A 23,092-nucleotide genomic window follows, 5' to 3' on the forward strand; every position below is an offset into this window, starting at 1 on the left:
TTGCTCCGGAGGAGAGATTTGAACTCCCAACCTAGTGATTAACAGTCACCCGCTCTGCCGTTGAGCTACTCCGGATTATTTTTATCCGTTTTACTTATGTCACCCGCTCTGCCGTTGCCTGTGCGGCGTAGTTCTGCATCGCAGAACGTAGACGTAAGCTACTCCGGATTATGTCAATTGCGCTAATCCCGAGGGTATTCACCATACAAGCCTTAAAACCTGGGCTGGCTACCTGGTCCGCCGAAGCTCCTTAGAGCGTAGGCGACCTCCGGATCGTTCTAAAAGCGCGCAAATGTAAACCCCGACATAGGTGCTGTCAACTGCTTACAAGCTGATTTTTTCAAAATGTGGTTTTAAGACATCCCAGGACTCTTTTAAACCCTGCACCAGGACCTTGGCATGTCCCGTTACCGGCATAAAATTGGTATCCCCTGCCCAGCGTGGGACAATATGAAAATGGATATGCTCAGCGATCCCTGCACCGGCTATGGTACCTTCATTCAAACCCAGATTAAATCCCTCAGCTCTGAATTCTTCACGGAGAATTTTCATACTCTCCTGGGCTAGTTGCATGATTTCTGTTAAGGTGCTGGCAGGTAAGGATTCCATAAGATGTGTGTGCTCATAGGGAGCAATCATGATATGACCATTGTTGTAGGGATATAGATTCATGAGAATACAACAGGTCTTGCCGCGATAAAGCAATAGATTTTCCCGGTCATTGGCTACGGCAGGCTTATCACAAAATATGCAGCCCTCCTGTTTGATGGCCCTGATATATTCCATACGCCAGGGTGCCCACAGTTTTGGTATATTTTCAGAATCAGACATTTTTTTTGCTTAGCGTTAGGCGTTAGAAGTTAGGGGCTAATTTCCATTTTCCGCCTAACTCCTAACACCAAACTTCTAACTTTTATTCCTCTGCTTTCGCAGCCTCCAGGGCGGCGATCAACTTGGTTTCTTCTTCCTTGGGCAATTCCGCATAATGCGAGAATTTCTGCTTATGCGAAGCTTTTCCCTGTGTCAAGGAACGCAAGGTAGACGCATACTTAAACAGATTTGCCTGAGGGATTTTAGCCTTTAGAACCTGATAGTGTCCTTCGGCATCCATGCCAAGAATCCGGCCACGCTTGGCAGTTAAATCACCCATGACATCACCCATGTAATCTTCAGGAACACGAACTTCAACATCGAAGATGGGTTCTAACAGGGTTGGTTTTGCCTGTTTACAGGCATCACGGAAAGCCCCTTTACCAGCAATCTGAAAAGCGATATCTTTGGAATCCACTGGATGCATTTTGCCATCATAGAAAGTTGCTTTCACATCTACGATGGGGAAACCAGCGATAAAGCCTTCCTGTGAAGCAGCCGTGATTCCCTTTTCTACAGATGGTACAAAAACACGATCAACATTCTGACCAACCAGCGTCTCTTCAAAAACAATTCCCTCGCCTCGTGGCAATGGACCAACTCTGAGCATCACCTCAGCAAATTGGCCAGCGCCACCAGATTGTTTCTTATGGCGGTAGCGGGCTTCAGCCGTGCCTTTAATGGTTTCACGGTAGGCGATCTTAGGTTCAACCAGCTCAATCTGAACTTTGAAGCGTTCTTTTAGTTTTTCAAAAGCAACATTGATTTGTAGTTCGCCTTGTCCGGAAAGAACAGTTTGATGGAGCTCAGAATCCACTTCATAGAGTAATGTTGGGTCTTCTGCGTGAAGCAATGTGAGGCCTGAACTGATTTTATCTTCCTCACCCTTGATCAATGAAATCACGGCAAACTGGATATTGGGTCCTGGAAATTGAGTGGCTTTTAATGTCACAGGATTTTTAGGATGTGAAAGGGTGTCACCAGTATGTGAAATTTTCAATTTTACTGTGGCACCGATATCACCGGCATTGATGGAGTGAACTTCATCTCTGTCATGACCATTAATTGAATAAACATGGCCAAGACGTTCACTGCCACTCCTGGTTGGGTTTGCCAGATCCATACCCGAGTTAATCTGTCCAGCATACACACGGAAGAGACTTAACTCACCCACATGAGCTTCACTCATGGTTTTAAAGATCAGTGCACAAGTGTCTTTGGGATCATCAGCATGCAATTCAGTTCCATCTTCTGCGATGGCGGCAGGCATGTCTGCTGGTGAAGGAAAATACTTCTGAATCAATTCCATGAGGCGGGAAGCACCCACATTTGTAATAGAAGCTGTACAGAATACAGGAAAGATTTGTTTGTGTATAATGGCTTCACGGAGACCATGGCGTAAGTCATCCTCTGACAATTCACCCTGGTCAAAATATTTTTCCATCAAAGCTTCATCAGATTCAGCAACCTGTTCAACGAGCTCTGTGTACATGGTCTCTACTTCATCAGCCATGGCTTCAGGCAGATCTTCCATTGTATATTTGCCACTGCCATCATTGAAGACCAGGGTCTTTTTGCGGATGATATCTACAATTTTATTAAACCCGATGCCCTCATTGACAGGAAGCTGCAAAGCCGTGACATGGTTGCCATAGGTATCTTTGATACGGGCAAAGGCTTTGAGGAAATTAGAGTGTTCTTTATCCAGTCCAGTAACAACAAAAGTACGGGGAATGTGGTAATCATGACTGTAATTCCACATATTTTCAGTGCCCATTTCAGGACCGTGAGTTCCATCTACAACAATGAGACTGGTATCAGCGACCCTCACTGCGCTCAAGGCGTCACCTATAAAATCTGTAAATCCGGGGGTATCTAAAATGTTTAATTTTGTGTCCTGCCATTCAATAGTCATTAAAGATGTACCTACTGAACACTGACGTTCGATTTCTTCTGGACGATAGTCAGATTTGGTGTTCCCCTCTGCAATGGTCCCCATCCGTGTGGTTAACCCTGCAGAATGCAGCATAGCTTCAGTCAAGGCGGTCTTCCCTGACGAAGCGTGGCCAACAATGGCAACGTTTCGGATATCCTTTGTCAAATAGTCTTTCATTCTCAACTCCTCAATAATGTTAAGCGTATATTATTAAATTATTCATACCATGAGAGATGGTATAAATACTGGTAATTTGTTGGTTCCAGAGAAGCATATATATTAATATTCTTGCTCAATTAATGAGCGTCCAAAAATCTCCATATTTAGAGGATTCGCAAGACATTTTTTAGCCCTGCGATTCGGCTATCAATAAGGAAATGGGGTAGAGAGGATGTGTACAGCAATGGGGGCTAAATCTTAATCCTTAGCTTTATTCTTTTTCAACTTCTGCCGGACCACCTGAATACCGGCTTATAATAAATGTGACATCATCCTCGAATGAAGATTTGCGGTTAAATTTTTCAATCTTCTCCAACAGATTACTTGCAATGACAGAAACATTTTGATCAAGATTTGCCTGAACAGCGCTGATGAGGCCACTTTCATCCAACAATTGACCAGCACTCCCAACGATCTCAGTGACACCATCGGTGTACATGAGCAGTAAATCGCCCCTCCTCAGAGGAACCTCTCCCATTTCATAGGTGAAATCAGGATCAAAACCCAGGAGTGGACCCCCGGCCTCAAGATGCTCAATACTTCCATCTTCGTGAAAAATGAGTGGTGCAGGATGCCCGGCATTCACATATCGAACAACCCCCTCGTCAACATCCATCTTGGATAGGAAAAAGGTGATCTGCTCATCCAACTCAGTTTCGTTGGTTAAATATCTGTTCAGATTGGTCATCATGGTTGCGAGGGGAAGGTTTTTTTGACTTTCATTGAGATAAGCCGCATAAAAATTTGACATGATAAGCGCACCTGAGATTCCCTTGCCAACCACATCGCCGATACCAATGTTAAACACATCCTCGGTCTTGCTGGAAAGATCGTAAAAATCACCGCTAATTTGCCGACATGGAATGTACCTCAGGTCAAATGAAACCTCATCATGGGCGGGAATTTCATTTGGAAGCAGTGATTTCTGAATACTCTCAGCTTTCGCCATATCCTCGCTTAAACCACTTTGCATATTGACATGCTTGTCGATTTTATAGCGTTCCATCAATACACCCGCCTGGGTTGCTATGGTCTGAAGAAAATCCAGATCATCCTCACTAAAGGCTGCGACTCGGTTGGATTCCAGATTCATAGCGCCATATACGATGGAACCACCGGCAATGGGTACACACAGTTCAGACCGGGAGTCTGGTCTTCCAGACAAATAGTCTTTTTCTCTGCGCACATCAGGAATGGAAATAGGTTTTTTAGAGGCTATGCACCTCCCTACTATCCCCCTGCCAATTTTTAATTTCAAGGGATTTAGTCGACGGGTATCATATCCACGCTGGAGAAACTTTTCGATATTCACACCTTCTGATGAAGCCAGAAAGACACCACAGGCATCAAAGGGGACAATGGTATTTACCTCGTCCAGGAGCAGATTAAATATCCGTGTTGTGTTTCGCGTTGCCGCCATTTTGTTGGCAATAAGCGTGAGTGCTTCCTGTTTCCGGGCTTCCAATTGGATACGATGGTAAAGTTTCCGTTTTTCCAGCAGAACAGCAATTTGATCGACAACAAAATTATATAGGGTTCCTGAGCGTCTCGCCTGCATATCCATGGGCATCTTATCCAGCAGAATAAATCCTGCCAGGCGGTTATTGGTTTTCAAGGGGATAGCCCATTGAAACAATTTGAAACTTCGATAATCCATGGCAGGTACATTAAGTGGTTCAGTCTGCAAATCGTTGACAGAGTATTTTACATTCACTAAATGGTGATTGGTATCAACAAGCTTTTTGAGGATTTCGTGTTCGCTGGCCAGGGTGATACCATCCAGGAACATGGGTTTGGGTGCGATGGAGGATTCAATTTTAAAAATCCCTTTGCGTCTCACAAAAAGAGCCACGATATCGGATTCAAAAAGAGATTTCAGGGTACGTGGAACCATATCCAGCATATCCCGGTAAGTTTCTACCTTTTCAAGATCATCCAGGATAATTCGGAAGTTTTCATTTCGTTCGTAATACGTAGATGCAATAAGCCGCAGTACCAGTTTACGTCCCCTGGACCGCAATGGAACGTACAAATTGATGATCAGGGTGGCAAAAACCACATTGGCCAGGATGGGGTGCTCACCAAAACCCAGAAACTGGTTTACCAGATAGCCCATTATTGAAAAAATGATGATAAGGGCCAGGGAGACCAGGAGCTCCTCGCGTCTAAGCATGTTGCTCTCCCTCGTCAAAAAGTGTTTCCACACCACCACCAACTTCCTCAATCATGGATCTTAGAACAGGAAGAACACTTATCTGGGACAAATCTTCCGTGGTGAATATTCGTGAAAATGCATAGTTCTGATGGGTGATAGGGATAAGCTTATTCATAATGATTACCCGCTCCGATTTTATACGGCAGGCATCTCCTTTGAAATCGCCCTTTTCAAAGCGAATGGTGTACCCTAATTTTTCAGCGAGAGATTCGAATTCATCTCTAATGCGTTCAGCCTTCATTTATAGCAATGAGTCCCTTTTTTCTTTTTCAAAACCATCCACCAGTTCTTTTACACGCTCAGTCTGCCCACGACGAATGATTAGCAGAGCATCCTTGGTATCAATAACCACAAGATCATCCACGCCGACAAGGGCAACTGTTTTCCCCTCAGCAAAAACCATATTATTTTCTGACCTATGAAATATCACTTCACCCTTTGCAACATTGCTGTCCTTGTCCTTCTTCCGCATTTCATATACAGCATCCCACGAGCCTACATCGCTCCATGAAAAATCGACTCGAACGACATAAACATTTTGAGCTTTTTCCATGACGCCATAATCAATGGATATACTTCGCAGTGTGGCCCATTCTACAGTAAGTACAGAATTCCAGACGGTTTTGCCAATGGCTCCCTTAATATTTTCCAGGCTGTCCCATATTTCTGGCAGGAAATCCTGAAAGCTTTGCAGGATGGTATCAACCCGCCAGACAAACATACCACTATTCCATAAAAAATCACCGCTTTTTAAAAACAGCTCTGCAGTTTTCAGGTCTGGCTTTTCAGCAAATGCCTTAACGGCGAAAATAGGTTCATCGGGATTGGTACGACCATGGTATTGAATGTATCCATAACCAGTTGCCGGTCGAGTTGGAACCACTCCAAAGGTGACCAGCCCCCGCATCTCGTTGGCAATTTCAATGCCTTGATGCATGTACTCGGAAAAGGATTTGACATCCTTAATATAATGATCTGCAGGAAAAACACCCATGATGGCATCTGGATCTCGGTGCTGGATGATAATGGCTGCCAGACCAATGGCAGGTGCTGTATTTTTACCTTCTGGCTCAATAAGAATATTTTCATCTGGTAGATCTGGACATTCAAGACGGATCGCCTCTTCCTGATCCGAATTTGTGATAATAAGAATCTGATCATCCCCAGTGAAATGTTTAAGCCGGTCAATAGTCATGCGCAGCATGCTTTTATTTCCGGCAATGGGAAGAAGTTGTTTGGGAGTAGCCCGACGGCTCTGTGGCCAGAAGCGTTTACCAACCCCACCAGCCATTATTACAGCAAAAAAAGACATATCTCCTCTTTTCTCTTATTTACGATGAAGCTTGGATAGTGAAAAGTGACCTTTGAAAACTAACTGCGCAGGTCCCTTTAACCAATATTGATTTCCCCGATGATCTACTTCCAGCTCTCCACCGGGAAATGATAGTTTGATGGGCCATTCAAGCTGCCACTTCTCATGAGCGAATATCGCTGACGCTGCAGCTCCGGTCCCACAGGCCAGGGTTTCCATATTCACACCCCGCTCCCAGGTTCTGACCTTGACGGATCCAGACACTTGCTCCACAATATTGACATTGGTACCCTGGGGGTGTGCTGGGTGGGCGTTCATCTTTCTTCCCAGGGGATCAAGATCCTCCATGGCAGTATCCTTAACAGGAACGATTAAATGAGGTACCCCGGTATCGATGAATCCACAACCCCTGTTTGGGGTGTCCCAATCCTGCAATTCGCCATTAACAATAATTTCCACATCCACCAAATCACCTGCAATACGATAATGGTGAATCCCATCATCTGCTGAAAAATTACCTGAAGATGTTACCCTGTCTCTGAATATGGCAAAACTCACCAGACAGCGTGCACCATTTCCACACATTTCTCCCCGAGAGCCATCGGCATTATAATAATTCATTTTAAAAGCTGCTGAGGGGTGAGACTGCAAAATCATGACACCATCGGCACCTATTCCAAAGCGACGATCACAAATATCAACAATCTGTTGCTTAGAAAGTTGTAAATCATCATTCCAGCTTTCAAAGATGATAAAATCGTTGCCTGCGCCGACATACTTATAAAAATCAAGTGAATTACTCATGCAACACCCAGATCCCCAGATCAGTTTCCCACCGGGCTCTCACCTTTATCTCATTGGGATAAAACCAGAAGGGTTCAGACCTTGCTGCTGGTCCCATACCACCACTCTGATAACGACCATCGCCGTTTTCATCAACATAGGCAACCAGGGCATAGGATCGTGCTGGTAGCCCCTCCAAAGTAGACACCTCGCCTGGTTTTAGCAGAAATTGACGGTCAATCCCCTTTCCTGTCAGGCGACATTCCAATACATGTACTCCCATTTGAATGACCTTCAGGCTGCCCAGGGAATCCTGATTTACGAGTTTTAATTTTCCAGACTGCAGGCTGTCCAGGTCACGACCATTCAGAGGTGCGTATAGATGTCGAGTTTCTATGTGCCACTGGTAGGTTTTGCCACCCTGGAGCAGAGTGTCCGTGGTAAAAAGCCATTCCATGGTATGTTGTTTTTCAAGGTTACCTGAGATGGTCACCGAGTCCCTTTTTGCATCCACCACAGAAAAAGCGCTATCTGATTTAAACAGGACTGGCAGATTTGAATTCAATTTGATTTTTGAAGCTGCCTGAGATGTTCCAGGATTGTCTTGATTCGCCCAATTAACTTTTATTTTTCCCAGAGCCAGTGTGTCAAATTTTGATGCAGAGGTGAATATCAAGGTATCAGAATTCAACTCGTATCCACTGGTATCCAGAAAACTGTGAATCCAAACCCGTGAAGTATCTTTTAAGGGACTGGCGATATCCAGATTCATGGCAAAATTATCATCTTCAACTTTTGAAGTCCCTAGTATGGGTATCTTAAGCCCATCGATGACTAGCTCCACTGATTCCAAAGCTTCTGCTGAGACCATCCTATTAGCTCTAATTTGTATGAATTGATCAGCAAGCTGCGACACACCAAGTAATTTCAGACGCTTCAAGGGGACTACCTGTGGCCAAATTTTGTGTTGGGTGAGGATACTATCAGTTCTCGCCCACACTGAAGCAACTTCTGGTCGTCCAAAATAATCATCACCATCAATCAGCTTATTTTTGTTTCTGTCCCAATGATAAAAAAGCATGTAGGAACGCTCAGCCAGATAAGGCAGCTCGAAATGTCCAGTTTCATCAGGTTGAAAAACATAATCAGCCTTTTCTTGTCTCAATTGCGAGAGGTCAGTATCAAACTTTCTATATAGAAGAAGATCACCATTCTTTTTAATGTCCTTTGATCCGGAAATTGTCCCTGTCAGACGACCAGCATTCAAGTCTCCACCTGTACTGAAGGCCATCACATATGTAGCTTCAAGTCCATTACCTCGCAGGTCCTGAACGCCCTTATCCAATGTGAGGAGATAGGTTTCATTGGAGTCAAGGGGCTCACTGAATTTTATTTTCAACCAGGTCCAACTAGATTTTATCTCGTATTCGCCAGGTGGTCGTGGCCAGATTTGCAGAGATGAGCTAAATGTCGCTTTTTTCATCTGCTCATTGAATTTAATCAGAATTTCCGTATTGCGATCCACATTGACAGTCTCATTCTCAGGAGAACTATAAATGATGAGAGGTCCCTCTTTATCTTCCGGGCCGCCAGTTATGGGACGTTCGCTGGCACAGGTCATGAGCCCGAAAACTATTACTGGAATAAACGCGGAGAAAATTAATTTACGCATGTTTTTGCTCCAGGGTATAGGGGATCGAGGATCTCAGTGTCATTGAATCGGGTTTTAATTTTGTCGTATATATCATTAATTCTACACCATCTTTCACTGAGTCTTGCAAGGCCTGTGCAAATTCAGGGTCTCTCCCCCAATGCGGTTCGAAGGATACTGCATCTGACCGTTGAACAATGAACAGAACGGCTGCAGAGCGCTTGGGTGTGATGGAATGGGCGAGATGCAGCACATGACGCCTCCCCCTGGAGGTCACCGCATCCGGGAATCTGGCTATTCCTTCCTCCACCAGGGTGGCTGATTTAACTTCCAACAATTTTTCATTGCCATCTCTCTCAAGCAAAAAGTCAAATCGTGATTTCCCTAAGGTGTATTCCTGCTTTTTTACTGTCCAACCCTGAAGTTCTGAAATCAGCGAATTATCCAGACAGTAACGTACAAATCGATTGGGAAGTTGAGAATTTATTGAAATGAGTTCATCTCCGGAATAAACCATGACTGTGGCGAATTTGGTTTTTCTATTTTCCCCTGTTTTGGGTTCCACCAAAACTCGGGCTCCAGGGAATAGTAATTCTTTGAGACGCCCGGGATCTGGAACATGGGAGTTGTGAACTTTACCGTCAATTCTAACTCTTGAGAGGAATCTATTGGGGCGATTTACGAACTCGGCTTCTATCAATCCGGTAAAAAGTGACATCTCCATGGCTAATTATGCTTCTCCGCACGCTTCAAATTGTATCTGGCGAAAAAGTCCTGCTTAAAAGTTGCAAAGCTACCCTCAATGATGGATTGGCGCATCCCATCCATCAATTCATGATAGAAATGAATATTATGAATACTGGCAAGACGGTAAACCAGGAGTTCATTTGCTTTAAACAAATGTCGTAGATATGCCCGGCTGAAGTTCTGGCAGCAATAGCACTGGCACTCTGAATCCAAGGGAAAGTGAGCATCTTTTTCTCGAGCCGCTTTTACAGAGACAGGTCCATCCCAGGTAAACAATATCCCGTGGCGGGCGTTTCTGGTTGGGAGTACACAATCAAACATATCCACCCCCAGATTCACTGCTTCCACCAGATCTTCAGGCTTGCCTACTCCCATTAAATATCTCGGTTGATCCTGGGGCAGGATGTCAGTTACCACATCAGTGATGGCATACATATCAGCCTTGGGCTCCCCGACACTCAACCCACCAATGGCATATCCATCAAATCCCATGTCCACCAGTATTTTTGCACTTTCCTTGCGGAGCTCAGGATGCACACTCCCCTGGACAATCCCAAATAGCTGTTGCTCATGGTCATAAAGCGGATCAGTAGACCGAAAATAGTCCAGGCTTCTCTGCTCCCATCTGTGGGTAAGTTGCATGGAAGTTTTTGCCTGCTGAATGGTTGCCGGGTAGGATGTACATTCGTCAAATGCCATGACGATATCCGAACCCAGCACCCGTTGAATATCCATACTGATTTCTGAGCTAAGCTTGTGCTTGGACCCATCCAGACGGGATTGGAAGACAACCCCTTCTTCAGTGATCTTATTGAGCTGTCCCAGGGAAAACACCTGGTAACCCCCACTATCAGTGAGGATGGGACCATACCAGCTCATAAACTTGTGCAATCCACCAGCTGATTGCATGACCTCCATCCCAGGCCGCAGTAACAAATGATACGTATTCCCCAGGATTATTTGTGATCCGGTTTCTATAAGATCAACAGGGGAAAGTGACTTTACGGAACCAGCAGTGCCCACGGGCATAAACACCGGGGTATTTATAGAACCATGATCAGTATGTATTTGCCCTGCCCGAGCTTTGGTTTCCGGACAAGTGATTAAACCTTCAATTTTCATGAGTCTGGATTTACTTTTTTATTTTTCTATGATCAAAATAGTTCATCTACTGCAGCACTTAAACTCCGAACCGGCACAATGGCAAGTCCCAGATCTGCAAGTCCCTTGTGCTCCCCATGGGGTAGGATGATACGATTGAAACCAAGTTTTTTTGCTTCCTCGACCCTTCTTCGGATTTGCCCCACATTGCGAACCTCTCCTCCAAGACCGATTTCACCAATAATGAGGGCCCCTGCATCAACCACTCTATTTTTCAGACTGGAAATAATAGCGATCGCCACGCCCAGATCGGCAGCAGGCTCTGCAATTTTCAATCCGCTCACTACATTTATGAACACATCCTGAGTACCTAATTGGAAACCAGCTCGCCGCTCTAACACGGCCAGAAGCATCTGCAAGCGGCGCAGATCGAAACCAGTCACATTGCGTTGGGGATTCCCATATGAAGCACTGGCAACCAGAGCTTGAACTTCCAGAAAGAAGGTGCGACTCCCCTCCTGGCTGGTCACAACCACGGTGCCGCTCACATCTGAATGACGTTGAGACAAAAATAGTTTGGCTGGATTTTCAACAGGAATGAGACCTTCTCTGGCCATTTCATAAACACCCAGCTCACTGGTGGAGCCAAATCGATTCTTGGCAGCCCGCAGGAGTCGAACCTGTGACTGACGATCCCCTTCCAGGTACAGAACCGTATCAACGAGGTGCTCCAGCATCTTGGGGCCAGCGAGATAGCCATCCTTGGTGATATGGCCTACCAGAATGATGCAAACATTCATCTCCTTGGCCACACGCAGAAGCAGTGCAGCACTCTCACGAACTTGACTGATACTACCAGGTAGATTTTCACCGGCTTCAGAATAGGCGGTCTGGATTGAATCCACAATAACCACTGCAGGTTTTAGTTCATTGATACTTCTGGCAATATTTTCCACGACAGAATCGTTTGCAAACATGAGCTTTTCAGCCCTCACTCCGAGACGGTCTGCTCGCATGGCAAGTTGCTCACCACTTTCTTCACCAGAAAAATACAAAATTGAATGACCTGCAACCGCCATGAGTCCACTGAGTTGCAGGAGCAGGGTGGATTTGCCAATACCCGGTTGACCGCCAAACAAGATGATACTGCCTTTAACCAAGCCTCCACCGAGAACTGAATCGAACTCGGATTGAGAGGTTTTTATCCGATTTTCGGCATCACGAGTAATTTTATCAAGAGGTTTTAATTCTGTTCTTTGGCCACTGGGTGTTACTTTGAGTTTGGATTGCTTAAACTCCTTTACGGTTTCCCAGGCACCACAGCTGCCACACCGCCCTACCCATTTGGGATGTTCGGCGCCACAGTCATCACAGACGTATACAGTCTTAATTTTGGCCATATTCTTTATTTACTGACTTTCTTTAAAAAACGAGGGTTGCAACAGCGTAATCATTCACCAGGATGATGGTGGCTGAAATAACAAATGCCTGAATTGCAGCTTTACCTACGCCACTGGCACCCCGGGTAGCTTTCAGGCCTACCCAGCAACTGATCAAACCGACGGAGATTCCAAAGGTCAGGGCTTTGACCAGACCGGGGATCACATCCTCAGTAACGACGAACACTGATTGAAAAGAATTGAAAAACATGGTGACACTGATATTAAAGAAGGCATCACCAATAATTGCTGCTGTAAAGAGAGCAATAATATCTGCCACCACAACCAAAAGGGGCATCATGATGATCATGGCTACCACACGGGGTGCCACCAGGTGACGAATGGGATCGATGGCCATCACTTCAAGGGCATCAATCTGTTCTGTAACTTTCATAGTTGCAATCTCGGCACCAATAGAGGAGCCATTTCGACCCGCCAGAACCAGGGCTGTTAGGACCGGACCCATTTCAGATAATATTCCTACTGCAACGATTTGCCCGAAAAACCTTGGTGGCAGTGTATCTTCCAATTGGTAGGCACCCTGCCAACCTGCCACAGCACCGGCAAAAACCGCGATGATGCTTACCAGGGGAAGGGCCTTGACACCCAATCGATAGAATTGTTCGTTGTATAAAATTCGATCCTGATGGAAGTAGCGGACATTTTTTAAAGCTTGACCAAGGAGAATGAATACTTCACCAATGCTGGCAACCAGACCAATGGTTTCACGACCAAGCCGCCGAACTAGTTTTTGCATTAAAAGTCCAGACCGAGGGACCAGATATGCTGTCGATTGTCCCAGAGGGTTTCTTCTGACATATCAAATGCCATATCATATCGCAGTACAAAAATCCCCAGATTCATACGCATCCCAAAACCAGTTCCCCAGTAGCTATTATTCTGACCTCGAAAAAGAATCTCAGGCAGAGTCAGACCATCTATCTGCTGGGCATCCCAGGTTTTCACCCAATCGCTGAACAATTCTCCCCTGATGTTGCCTATAACCATGGAAATTGGCCATTTGACTGAGAGATATTCTATAAAGGGGAATCGGAATTCAGCGTTGAAGGCTGTATAGTGATTTCCGGTGTAAGCAAAATAGGGAACGCCTCGAACCGGGACCACATATTCTGAAAAATACAGATCTTCATAATCTGATAGAATATCCAGATAAGCATTATCCAATCTGTAATTAATCCAGTTTGATATACCGCCAGCCATAAATGTTTCCGGGGTTTTACCATAACTACTGGCAGCAGATGCTCTCAGGGCGAAAGAATATTCTCTGGCAACTTTGATATATCTCCGAATATCCGTTCTGAAAGTTGCGAATTGTCGTGACGAGTTAGGCATGTCTGGCGAGAAACGGAAACCGGTTTCCATGCGCCATCCAGAAACGGGATAAAGACTGCCATACAAAACATTATCAAAACTTAGCTTCACCTCTGGAAGTACATAGCTTTGGTTGAGTGTAAGCTCAACTTTGTCGCGATCCTCTATCAAATCCAGATAACTGATGCTTTGATAAATGTTTAACCAATTCACGCTGGTTTCAAATCGGGAATATTTTGAGAATGGATAGTCGAGACCAAAAACGGTTCCGTACTTCCTGAAATGCCAGAGAGTTAAGAAATAGTCCGGGGATATACTCACATAATCGTCAGGCAGATTATACAGCATGAGGTGCAAATTGGCTCTTCTGGGTAAATAGTGATAACCAAGCATGAGATCAGAGTTATCCAGATTGCGGTATAATTCAAACCCAAACTGAATTTGATGATTTCCCATAATATCAGAAAAAACCATGAGAGCATTGCCCTGGACCCCGAAAAAGTTGGAATACCCAGCTTGGGCATCAACCAGATCGACGGTAAATCGCGTCTTATACTTATTGACCGCATAAGCACCCGTACTATCCTTGGTGTTCAAGACGACTGGCTCCGGCACATCAGTTGTGCCTTTTGCATCTGAATACTCATCTCCATAGGCAAAAACATGGGTCTCAAAGGGATTGATATTCCGGTGCTCAGGCTCTGGCATTGAATCCTTATATGTCAGATCCAGCTGAATATTTTTGCGCTTTAAATAGTTTGAAAATGTGGGTGATTTCGGCTGTTTTTGTATATCGAGGGGATTGTTCATGGTAAAAATATCCCAGCCACCCTTTTCATATCCAGCGAATACAAGTCTGGAATCATCTTTGCTCCAGCTAATTTGAAAAATACCCGTCATGATATCTGTTACTGGTATTTCAATCCCTGTTTCAAAATCATAAAAGTAAATATTCCATATCCCGCTACGATCTGAAGTATATGCCAATTTAGGGGATGTATTTGCATAGCTGGGTGAATCCTCACTTCCCGGTGTATCGGTAATGCGTGTGATCTGTCCAGACTCTATATTCATGGTATAAATATCAGTGGAGCGAAAATCGTGGCTCCGCAATATTTCACGAGATTGCCGTGAGTCTTGAGAAACAACCCCGGTGAGCAATGAGTTGCCACGGTCAGACACAAAAGCCAACTCCTTACCATCCGGTGACCATGTTGGGCGTGTATCGGAAAATAAATCCCTGGTGAGTTGTGTGACCTCTTTGGTTTTTATTGAGTAGAGAAACAGGTCACTGGCTCCATCCTTCAGTCCCGAAAAGACTACGGATTTCCCATCTGGAGACCAGGACGCTGTGAAAATGCCATCCAACCCAAGTTTATGGCTATGACGGGTTTCTTTCTCCGTATCAAAGAAAATCAGAGCATCCTCATTACCAGATTTGGCTGAAAATACCAGATGCCTGTTATCGGGAGCCCAGGATAGCCCGGGACTCAACCATTTTAGCTCTTCCAGTTCAGCAGTGCGTTGACCAGAAATTATTTTGGTTAACTTTCTGCCATCATCAGATGACATGACATATATATCTGCATATCCTGATCTGTCTGACAGGAAGGCAACCTTTCCCCCATTGGGAGAAATAGCAGGGCTCACGTTAAAATAGTTTCGTGTTTTGGTGTGATCTGTCAGTCGATGGCCAACATCGTCCAGGTTGCTGCGGCCTTCAATATCAGGCCAATAATCTTTTCTCACTGAAAAATGCCACTTTTCGGTCAAAGTCTTCAGATCCAGATGCAGGGTGTTCTCGATGGCCTTGGGCACGTCCTTAAAATGACGTGTCTCATGAAATATTTCTCCAATGCGCTCCACACCGAAAGTTTCACCGATGTACCGGACAACACTTTGCCCACCCTTGTAGGCCATATAATAGTTCAGATACTGAATGGGAGGTAGACTGCCATTGATGGCGGCATCTCGAATAATCATATCAGCTCTGGAATCCCAGTCCAGAGATGAATATTCAGCATAACCCTCACTCAACCATAAGGGAATGTTCACTCTCATTTTTCCGGAGACGATGGATTGTACATTCCCACCAAAGATGAGGTCGTTGACAATTGCATGTGTTAACTCATGATGGAGAACATGTCTGAATTGTTCATAACTGCCCTCAAACGGTAGAACCACCCGGTTCTTAAACAATTCAGTAAAACCACCAATACCCTCCTGCAAATATCCCAGAGTCACATTGGTTTGCTGGAAATCATTGTGGGAGTTGTAAACCAGTATGGATATGCGTTTGCTCAGCCGCCAGTCTAATTGATAGGAGATCTGCTCGTAAGATTTCTCTGCGACATCTGCTGCGAAGTAGGCAATTGACTCGCCCCCATCGTAATAATAGACATCAAAATGGGGGGTCTGGATAAATGACCAATCCAGGCCACGATATTGCACTTTATTTTTTCCATATTTTGCTTCTACAGGATTGACCAAAACGATCAACCCAATGATGGTAAAAATCAGGATGTTCTTTATAGGATTAATGATTTTCATATAATGGTGTATGCCAAGAGCTCCTTTGGGTTCCAATAATTCTAATCAAGATAAGCTTCAGCCTGATATTTGTCAAACGCTGAGACCGCCTGATGTCCACCAACTTATAACGTTTACATGATTATATCCCTACAATTCGCATGGTACTTTAGGTGATGTTGGTTATTTTGACTGAATGAATAATACAGCTTACTTCCTTTCAGACGTTCATCTACGGATACAGGTTGACGATGTTGAGCGAGAACGCCGCAAAGAACTATTCCTGCTTATGGACAAGATAAAAGCAGAAAAGGCCACCCTCTTTATAGTCGGGGATTGGTTTGATTTCTACTTTGAGTATGGCTATTTGGTCTCCCAGGCTTATCTGGACGTCTATTCAAAAATGAAGGAGTTGGCTGACGCTGGGGTTACCATCCATTATTTCGGTGGGAATCATGACTATTGGATAGGTTCATTTTTAACCAACACCATCGGAGTAAAAATATACCCCAAAGCGGCCACCATTGAGTTTGCCGATAAGCAGTTCTATTTCAATCATGGTGATGGTCTGGATCCGGAAGATGTTGGATATCATCGCTTGCGAAGTGTCATTCAACATCCCCTCTTTATCTGGGCATTTAGATGGCTCCTTCACCCGAATATCAGTCATTGGATCGCAAACTGGCTTTCCAGGGGCAGCAGAAAAAAATATAGCAAAGAGACGTCAATTGATCATTTGAATCTAATACGTAAAAACTATGCCTTTGCTGAGGATAAATTTGCAGAAGGTGCTGATTTTGTCATTACTGGACATATTCACTATCCAAAATTAAAAATGTTCGATAAGAACACCTTTCTAACCATTGGAGATTTCTTGAATTATTTCAGCTATGGTTATTTTGATGGAGTGAATCTATCACTTAAACAATGGCATGTTAAGCAATTGGAACAAAGGGAATTACCTTGACATCAACCTGTATTTTCTATAAACTGATTTGATACTTTTCACGATATTTTGAATAGAAATTGATGGATTTCAACATGAAGCAATTAAGCAAACAAGTACTCTGGATCCTGATACTTGGACTGGTCATTGGATCTTTTACCAATTGTAGCTCCAACAAAGAAGCTACAAAAGCTGGAATTGATGAAGCTTATAGCGAGTATAGAGATGGAAATAAAAAAGCCTTAAACAATCTTATTCTTTTTTACAGAGATACCAGCCTGCCCATCGAAATTCGTAAAGAAGCCATGTTAAAAGTGATTGAATCCAATGATCCCGTTGGCCTACAGGCTATCAGGAATTCTCTCAAAGATGGCAGCGATCTGGATTACACCCTTTTCCAGACTGGTCTTCAGGCTCTGGGAAAAACCAAAGAACCTGAAAATACCAAAACCATTCTTCAAGCTATGGCCATTAGCCGGAAAGGGTATGTGACAGTTCGCGATGAAATGTTTGCCATCATTGAGGATCAGGTTGATGCACGCTCTGTTGCACTCATCTTGAAATTGTATGCTGATGCTACCGAAGATTATGCCTCTTTCTTGCAGAATTTAACCCTCACTCTGGGCAAAATGGATGATGCCCGAGTCGTACCCATCCTCATGTCCATAGCTAAGAATAGAAAAATTGATATCTCAATCAGAAATCTCGCCGTAGAGATTCTCGCTACCAAAAATGATCCAGCAGTTGCCCGCCTTATGGCTGAGATGCTGAGTAATCCTGCAACTCAGGATGAAGTCAAGACCTATGCAATCTCACTTATGGATGAGATGAAGGATGAACGCCTCTTGTCGAGTATGATTGATGCTTTGCACAACGAGCAAGCCACCTATTATGGGATGTTGGATGCCATCACTACCTCCCTGGGTAATTTTGATGATCCGGAGCTAAAAATGGCACTGGTGAAAGTCGCCCGGGATGATCAGATGCCGAGTCGCTTTCGTAAACGTGCTATTGTATCCCTTTCAGTGTATAAGGACCCGGTGATTACCAATCAATTGATTGATATTCTGGGTAATCCTGACAATTTTATTTTTTATGACGACCTTAGGGAATTAGTCAGATCTATTGACGACCCTGAACTTCAACAAAAATTGCAGCATATCGCTCGCACAACCCAAAGCAAATGGGAGCGTGAATAATGACTGTACGTCGACAGCCTTCGAAGATAGCGCTACTCCTCATCATTGTATTATTACCCCTCATGGGTTTCTCCCAGAAGAAGACAGATGGAACCAGTCAGGGCTCGGATAAGCGTGAGTTTTTTAAACCCAGTGTGGAAGTTCGAGGATCAGATAGTCTGGTCAAGGAACTCCGCAGGGAAGTAAATCAAATCCAGAATGATATGGATCGTATGCGTATTCAACTACGTGAATATGACGATTTAAGTGCACCAAGGATTCGCAAAGAGATCAAACGCCTCGTTAATTTTCCTGAAAAAATCAGTGAGATCACCTTAAAAAATGGAACCGTTGTTCAGGGTAAGATTCTCTCAGAAGATTTGGATAAAATTATTGTTCAAACCAATATCGGAACCCTCTCCATTGTTCAGGAAAATATCAAGGAGCTCAAACCATTTGATCGCCTCCATGCAGATGTGGTCCTAAAGGGTGAATTTGAAGACCAGCGGCATACTGACAGCCGCGTATTCATTGGACAGGTCACCAATAAAGGGATGCGTCGGGCAGATTTTGTAAGAGTTCGCTTCCGTCTCCATGATAAACGGACCACGATTATTGCCCAGGACTCTTCCTACATCAGTGGTGAGCCCTATTCCTTTTATTCAGGTGTTATTAGCGAAAGTTCTCTGTCGGCTGGAGAATCCGCTCTCTTTCGAGTGGAAGTGAAATTACCAACCGGGGTTGAGGCCAAGAATATCTCTTATGTGACTTACAAGGTTCTGTTCGACGAATTCAATTAGGTACTCATAGCTGTTTCAATCGCACTAAACTATTAAATTTCGGGGGGATTTTACATCGGGCTGGAGAAGTATTTCTGATGTCCGAAAAAAAGAGAAAACTATTCGATCAATGCTACTTTTTCAGCCTGAATTAATCAGTAAACCTTTAACACATTGTCCTATATTTGAGCGAGACTTTTTCAGGTCTGGTACTTGATAATGACGGGTTGTAAGTAATTGTCAGATTTTTATTTGAATAGCTTTCCGGAGAGAAGGTATGACACAAGAAGAAAATATTGAGCAAGAAGATCAGAGCGTTGTTTCTGATCCAAAACCCCAACATACAATCCGGTCGGTTATTACCAAGGCCGAGAAAAAAATTGATCCCTCCACAGGCAAAGCGGGCATGGATGAGATCAAGGATGTTCTCAAGAGGAAACAAAAAGATCGCATTGTCAACGCTGCCCTGGGGAAATATCAGCAAAATGAAGAATTGAAGCCCTATCAGGCAGAGCTGATAAAGCTACAGCAACATCTTGAGCGAACCGGTAAAAAGATGATTATCCTTTTTGATGGTCGAGATGCTTCTGGCAAAGGGGGCACAATTCGACGTCTTACCCGCTATATGAATGAGAAACGTTACCGCGTTGAAGTACCGGGAAAACCCTCGAATCGCCAGCAAACTGAACTTCATCTCAAACGCTATATTGAGAGATTCCCTTCCGTTGGTGAAATGGTGCTTTTCGATCGAAGCTGGTATAACCGAGCTCTGGTTGAACCTGTCATGGGGTTTTGTACAGAGAAGCAATATCGTGAATTTCTAAATACGGTGAACACGTATGAGAAGAACTTTATCAGTGATTCTAAAACCATATTGCTCAAGCTTTATTTTTCGGTTTCCAAAGAGGAACAGAATAGACGATTTGAGAGACGCATGAATGACCCACTGCGCCAGTGGAAACTAAGTGAGGTTGATCTTCAAGCCCAGAATCTTTGGGATGAGTTTACTGCAAAAAAATTCAAGTTGCTCCAAAAAACCAATTCTAAAGAAGCGCCCTGGTATATTATTCGTTCTGACAGTAAGCATTCGGCCAGATTAGAAACCATGAAGCTGATACTTAGCTCAATCCCCTATCGTGGAAGAAGCAGAAGCTTAGATTTTCAGACCAACGATGATGTGGTCATTTCCGGGGAGCGAGAATTAAAGATAATGGAGCGTCAACGCCGCAAACATGGTCGATTTATTGGCTAATTAAAAGGGTTATAAATATGGATAAAAAAACACCAGCCCCAACACCAGCCCCAGTGAGACTCAGTGCTAAGACTAAGCCAGCTACTAAAGCAACTCCACCCCCTAAGGAACCCCAAAAGGCTCCACCTGTCAAGGCCGACAAATCAAAAAAGATTCATTTACATGAAGGAACGGCTACAAAAAATAAGGATGCTCATAAATCCAAAGGGCGCGTAGCCGTCTATGTCAAAAAGAAAACTCTGGAATATGAAATTGAGCTCAAACGGCTGCAAATAGAACTCCTTAAACTTCAAAACCATGTGAAGGAGCATGACCTGAGAGTGCTCATGATTTTTGAGGGACGAGATGCAGCCGGCAAGGGTGGAACCATCAAGAGAATCACAGAACATCTCAATCCTCGTGGTGCTCGCGTGGTTGCACTGGAAAAGCCTAGTGATGTGGAAAGGAGGCAATGGTATTTCCAGCGCTATATTCAACACCTGCCAGCCGGTGGTGAAATTGCCCTGTTTGATCGGAGTTGGTATAACAGAGCCATGGTAGAACCCATCATGGGTTTTTGCACAGATGAACAAAACAAACGATTCATTAAAGACGTACCCTTATTTGAACAGATGCTGGTGAAAGATGGAGTCAAGCTGTTTAAGTTTTATTTTTCTGTATCCAAACAGGAACAGCTCGCACGGTTTAAAGCGAGAGAAACAGATCCCCTCAAACAGTTCAAAATTTCACCTGTTGATATGGAAGCCCAAAATCTCTGGGATCAGTACTCAGTAAAGAAATTTCAAATGTTGTCTGAAACCAACCGGACCATTGCACCCTGGACCATTATTCGATCCGACAACAAAAAATTAGCTCGTTTAAATACCATAAAATACATCCTGGGGAAAATGGACTATAAGGGCAAACTGGATAAAAAGTATTTTACTGTGAATCCTGATATCTTAATCTCGGGCATCAAAGAGCTAAAATTGATGGAAGAATTGCTTATGACGCCAGGTGAGCTTCCAGGCTAAAGCTTCAAAAAAATAGGCTACCCTTGGGTGGCCTATTTTTTTTGTTATTAGTACTTGGGGATAGAGGCATAAGAGATTGCTGGACAAACCGAATAAATTTGAGGTTGACATAAGGCACACAATAGGATAGATTAGTCACATGAAATATCTCAACTGGAATTCAGAGAAGAATGAATCAATAAAAAAGGAGCGAGGTATTTCATTTGAGATAATGGCTTTTCAAATTGAGGCTGGGAATATCCTCGATGTAATAGATCATCCCAATCAGGATAAATATCCAGGACAAAGGATTTTTGTAATTGAATTTGAGGAATATGCATATTTCGTCCCATTTGTAGAAAATGATGATGAGGTTTTCCTCAAGACAATAATTCCTAGTCGTAAAGCCACAAAAGATTACTTGAAGTGAGGTTATCATGGATAAACTAGACAGTTATGAAGAAGAAATACTCAAAGCTTACGAAAATGATGAGTTGAAATCCGTCGGATTGACGAAAGAGATGAAGAAGAAGTATGCTCAGTACGCGAGAAATACTTTCCAGAAGAATAAGCGTATTAACATTAGAATCTCTGAATGGGACTTATTACGCCTTAAGGCGAAATCACTTGAAGAAGGAATTCCATACCAGACCCTAGTTTCAAGCCTAATTCACAAGTATGTCAAAGGAACTGCAGAAGTAAACATCTAAACGCTCGGATGAATATTGCAATCAATGACATAATCGGTTGTCTAACAAAAGCTTAGAGTTGACTCACAACCAATCTGGGGGGATCGAATATCACATGGAAGGACACAAGGTTTCATTACTATTTTGACTGTTTTTCAGGAAGCAGCTCAGGCCTATGGCGTTAGCGTGATGATATGAAGTTTCTCATTTTAAAAATATGTCTCGCAGTGTTGCTCGTTTTAATTGCTTGCTCTGAGCCAGAGAAAGATGGGCTTCTAATAAAGAACACCTCAGACCAAGTATTGTCCTTTCAGATATACAATGGTGACCTTGCATATATAGCATACGACCCATATAATCCTTCTCCCAATTTTAAATATCGACTAATACCGGGGCAGAGCATGTCTGTTACCGAATCAGATATTTATTCCTATCACGAGGGCTGTTCTCTGACTATAGTTTGGTGGCGCTCTACTTTGAACCCTCTCACGAATTCGCTTGAAGTCGCAGAAAACTTTAAGAATGAAATTACTAGAGACCAATACTCTGTAGGATATACTCAAGAAATTTCTATCTCTGAGGCATACTTGCAGCGATACGGTGGATTTCTTTATACTGATTACACGGGTCAAGTACTCGGAGGCGATTCGCTTGACTGGATTCCTAATCTAGAAGAGAGTGGAGATATTACCATCCCCTCTTCATTTCACTTGATGCCCGCTTTCCCAAATCCAACAGATGGTCCGTTAATGACGATCGGATTCATGATTCCTGTATATGATTCCGTATTGATAACTGCCCATGAAGCATTTTCTAATTCTCCAGATACAATCGCTTCTGGATACTTTCCACCAGGATATCATGCAATATCTTGGGAGGACAATCATGGAGTTGGGACCTCTGTCAAGCGGATAAAAATGAGTACATCATCTGGGTTTGAGTCTTATGGTGATATTAAACGCACCATTAGCGCAGTACCCTAATTAGTCGTCCCTGTAAAAGTATATAACGATAATAATAACAATGTGTTGTGTAGAGATAAATAAAGCTTAAGTTGCCAGAAATCAATAAAAACAGTTCAAAACATGGTGATTTATGAAAGCAAAACCCAAAATTCGTAAT

20 protein-coding genes and 1 tRNA gene are annotated in these 23,092 nt (G+C 43.6%); 8 read left to right on the forward strand and 13 right to left on the reverse strand.

The window, feature by feature from the left end; all coding sequences use genetic code 11:
* Window positions 1-3: 3 nt before the first annotated feature.
* The 13 genes from ISR87_13360 to ISR87_13420 form a co-directional block, all read right to left on the reverse strand.
* Window positions 4-75, reverse strand: a tRNA-Asn gene (locus ISR87_13360).
* A 249-nt stretch (window positions 76-324) separates the two neighbouring features.
* Window positions 325-813, reverse strand: a complete 489-nt coding sequence (locus ISR87_13365; GenBank protein ID MBL7026430.1) for an HIT domain-containing protein — start codon at window positions 811-813, stop codon at window positions 325-327.
* 100 nt (window positions 814-913) lie between these two features.
* Complete coding sequence (locus ISR87_13370; GenBank protein MBL7026431.1) at window positions 914-2,983, reverse strand: elongation factor G; 2,070 nt, start codon at window positions 2,981-2,983, stop codon at window positions 914-916.
* A 253-nt stretch (window positions 2,984-3,236) separates the two neighbouring features.
* Window positions 3,237-5,198, reverse strand: a complete 1,962-nt coding sequence (locus ISR87_13375; protein MBL7026432.1) for a SpoIIE family protein phosphatase — start codon at window positions 5,196-5,198, stop codon at window positions 3,237-3,239.
* On the reverse strand, window positions 5,191-5,481 hold the full coding sequence (locus ISR87_13380; protein MBL7026433.1) for a hypothetical protein: 291 nt from the start codon (window positions 5,479-5,481) through the stop codon (window positions 5,191-5,193). The genes ISR87_13375 and ISR87_13380 overlap by 8 nt, the downstream gene beginning before the upstream one ends.
* The gene (locus tag ISR87_13385; GenBank protein MBL7026434.1) at window positions 5,482-6,552 is read right to left on the reverse strand and encodes a mannose-1-phosphate guanylyltransferase; all 1,071 of its coding nucleotides are present in this window, start codon (window positions 6,550-6,552) and stop codon (window positions 5,482-5,484) included.
* Window positions 6,553-6,567: 15 nt separating this feature from the next.
* Window positions 6,568-7,356 carry a diaminopimelate epimerase gene (locus tag ISR87_13390; protein ID MBL7026435.1) on the reverse strand — a complete coding sequence of 263 codons (789 nt, stop codon included), beginning with the start codon at window positions 7,354-7,356 and terminating at the stop codon, window positions 6,568-6,570.
* Window positions 7,349-9,007, reverse strand: a complete 1,659-nt coding sequence (locus tag ISR87_13395; protein ID MBL7026436.1) for an Ig-like domain-containing protein — start codon at window positions 9,005-9,007, stop codon at window positions 7,349-7,351. Before ISR87_13395 ends, ISR87_13390 begins: the two co-directional genes overlap by 8 nt.
* Window positions 9,000-9,704 (reverse strand): DNA/RNA nuclease SfsA, encoded by a 705-nt coding sequence (gene sfsA / locus ISR87_13400; protein ID MBL7026437.1) that lies wholly within the window; start codon window positions 9,702-9,704, stop codon window positions 9,000-9,002. Before sfsA ends, ISR87_13395 begins: the two co-directional genes overlap by 8 nt.
* 8 nt (window positions 9,705-9,712) lie before the next feature.
* A complete protein-coding gene (gene tgt / locus ISR87_13405) occupies window positions 9,713-10,855 on the reverse strand; it encodes a tRNA guanosine(34) transglycosylase Tgt (GenBank protein MBL7026438.1) in 1,143 nt (380 codons plus the stop codon).
* A gap of 32 nt (window positions 10,856-10,887) precedes the next feature.
* Complete coding sequence (gene radA, locus ISR87_13410; protein MBL7026439.1) at window positions 10,888-12,234, reverse strand: DNA repair protein RadA; 1,347 nt, start codon at window positions 12,232-12,234, stop codon at window positions 10,888-10,890.
* Window positions 12,235-12,256: 22 nt separating this feature from the next.
* Window positions 12,257-13,030, reverse strand: coding sequence for an ABC transporter permease (locus ISR87_13415; protein MBL7026440.1), 774 nt, complete (start codon window positions 13,028-13,030; stop codon window positions 12,257-12,259).
* On the reverse strand, window positions 13,030-16,155 hold the full coding sequence (locus tag ISR87_13420) for a PD40 domain-containing protein (protein ID MBL7026441.1): 3,126 nt from the start codon (window positions 16,153-16,155) through the stop codon (window positions 13,030-13,032). Before ISR87_13420 ends, ISR87_13415 begins: the two co-directional genes overlap by 1 nt.
* A 175-nt stretch (window positions 16,156-16,330) precedes the next feature.
* Between ISR87_13420 and ISR87_13425 the strand changes: the two genes are divergently transcribed.
* From ISR87_13425 to ISR87_13460, 8 genes are all read left to right on the forward strand, one after another.
* A complete protein-coding gene (locus tag ISR87_13425; protein MBL7026442.1) occupies window positions 16,331-17,101 on the forward strand; it encodes a UDP-2,3-diacylglucosamine diphosphatase in 771 nt (256 codons plus the stop codon).
* Window positions 17,102-17,175: 74 nt separating this feature from the next.
* Window positions 17,176-18,279: a hypothetical protein gene (locus tag ISR87_13430; GenBank protein ID MBL7026443.1), complete on the forward strand. Its 1,104-nt coding sequence runs from the start codon at window positions 17,176-17,178 to the stop codon at window positions 18,277-18,279.
* Window positions 18,279-19,058, forward strand: a complete 780-nt coding sequence (locus ISR87_13435; GenBank protein ID MBL7026444.1) for a hypothetical protein — start codon at window positions 18,279-18,281, stop codon at window positions 19,056-19,058. The genes ISR87_13430 and ISR87_13435 overlap by 1 nt, the downstream gene beginning before the upstream one ends.
* A gap of 256 nt (window positions 19,059-19,314) precedes the next feature.
* Complete coding sequence (locus ISR87_13440; GenBank protein MBL7026445.1) at window positions 19,315-20,289, forward strand: polyphosphate kinase 2; 975 nt, start codon at window positions 19,315-19,317, stop codon at window positions 20,287-20,289.
* Between the two features lie 17 nt (window positions 20,290-20,306).
* Entirely contained in the window at window positions 20,307-21,302 is a 996-nt protein-coding gene (gene ppk2 / locus ISR87_13445) for a polyphosphate kinase 2 (GenBank protein ID MBL7026446.1), read from the forward strand.
* Window positions 21,303-21,441: 139 nt separating this feature from the next.
* Complete coding sequence (locus ISR87_13450; protein MBL7026447.1) at window positions 21,442-21,711, forward strand: BrnT family toxin; 270 nt, start codon at window positions 21,442-21,444, stop codon at window positions 21,709-21,711.
* A 7-nt stretch (window positions 21,712-21,718) separates the two neighbouring features.
* Window positions 21,719-21,991, forward strand: coding sequence for an antitoxin (locus ISR87_13455; protein MBL7026448.1), 273 nt, complete (start codon window positions 21,719-21,721; stop codon window positions 21,989-21,991).
* Between the two features lie 173 nt (window positions 21,992-22,164).
* Window positions 22,165-22,953 carry a hypothetical protein gene (locus tag ISR87_13460; protein MBL7026449.1) on the forward strand — a complete coding sequence of 263 codons (789 nt, stop codon included), beginning with the start codon at window positions 22,165-22,167 and terminating at the stop codon, window positions 22,951-22,953.
* Window positions 22,954-23,092: the final 139 nt, after the last annotated feature.

Source organism: Candidatus Neomarinimicrobiota bacterium, assembly GCA_016784545.1.
Taxonomy (GTDB): Bacteria; Fidelibacterota; UBA8477; order UBA8477; family JABMPR01; genus JABMPR01.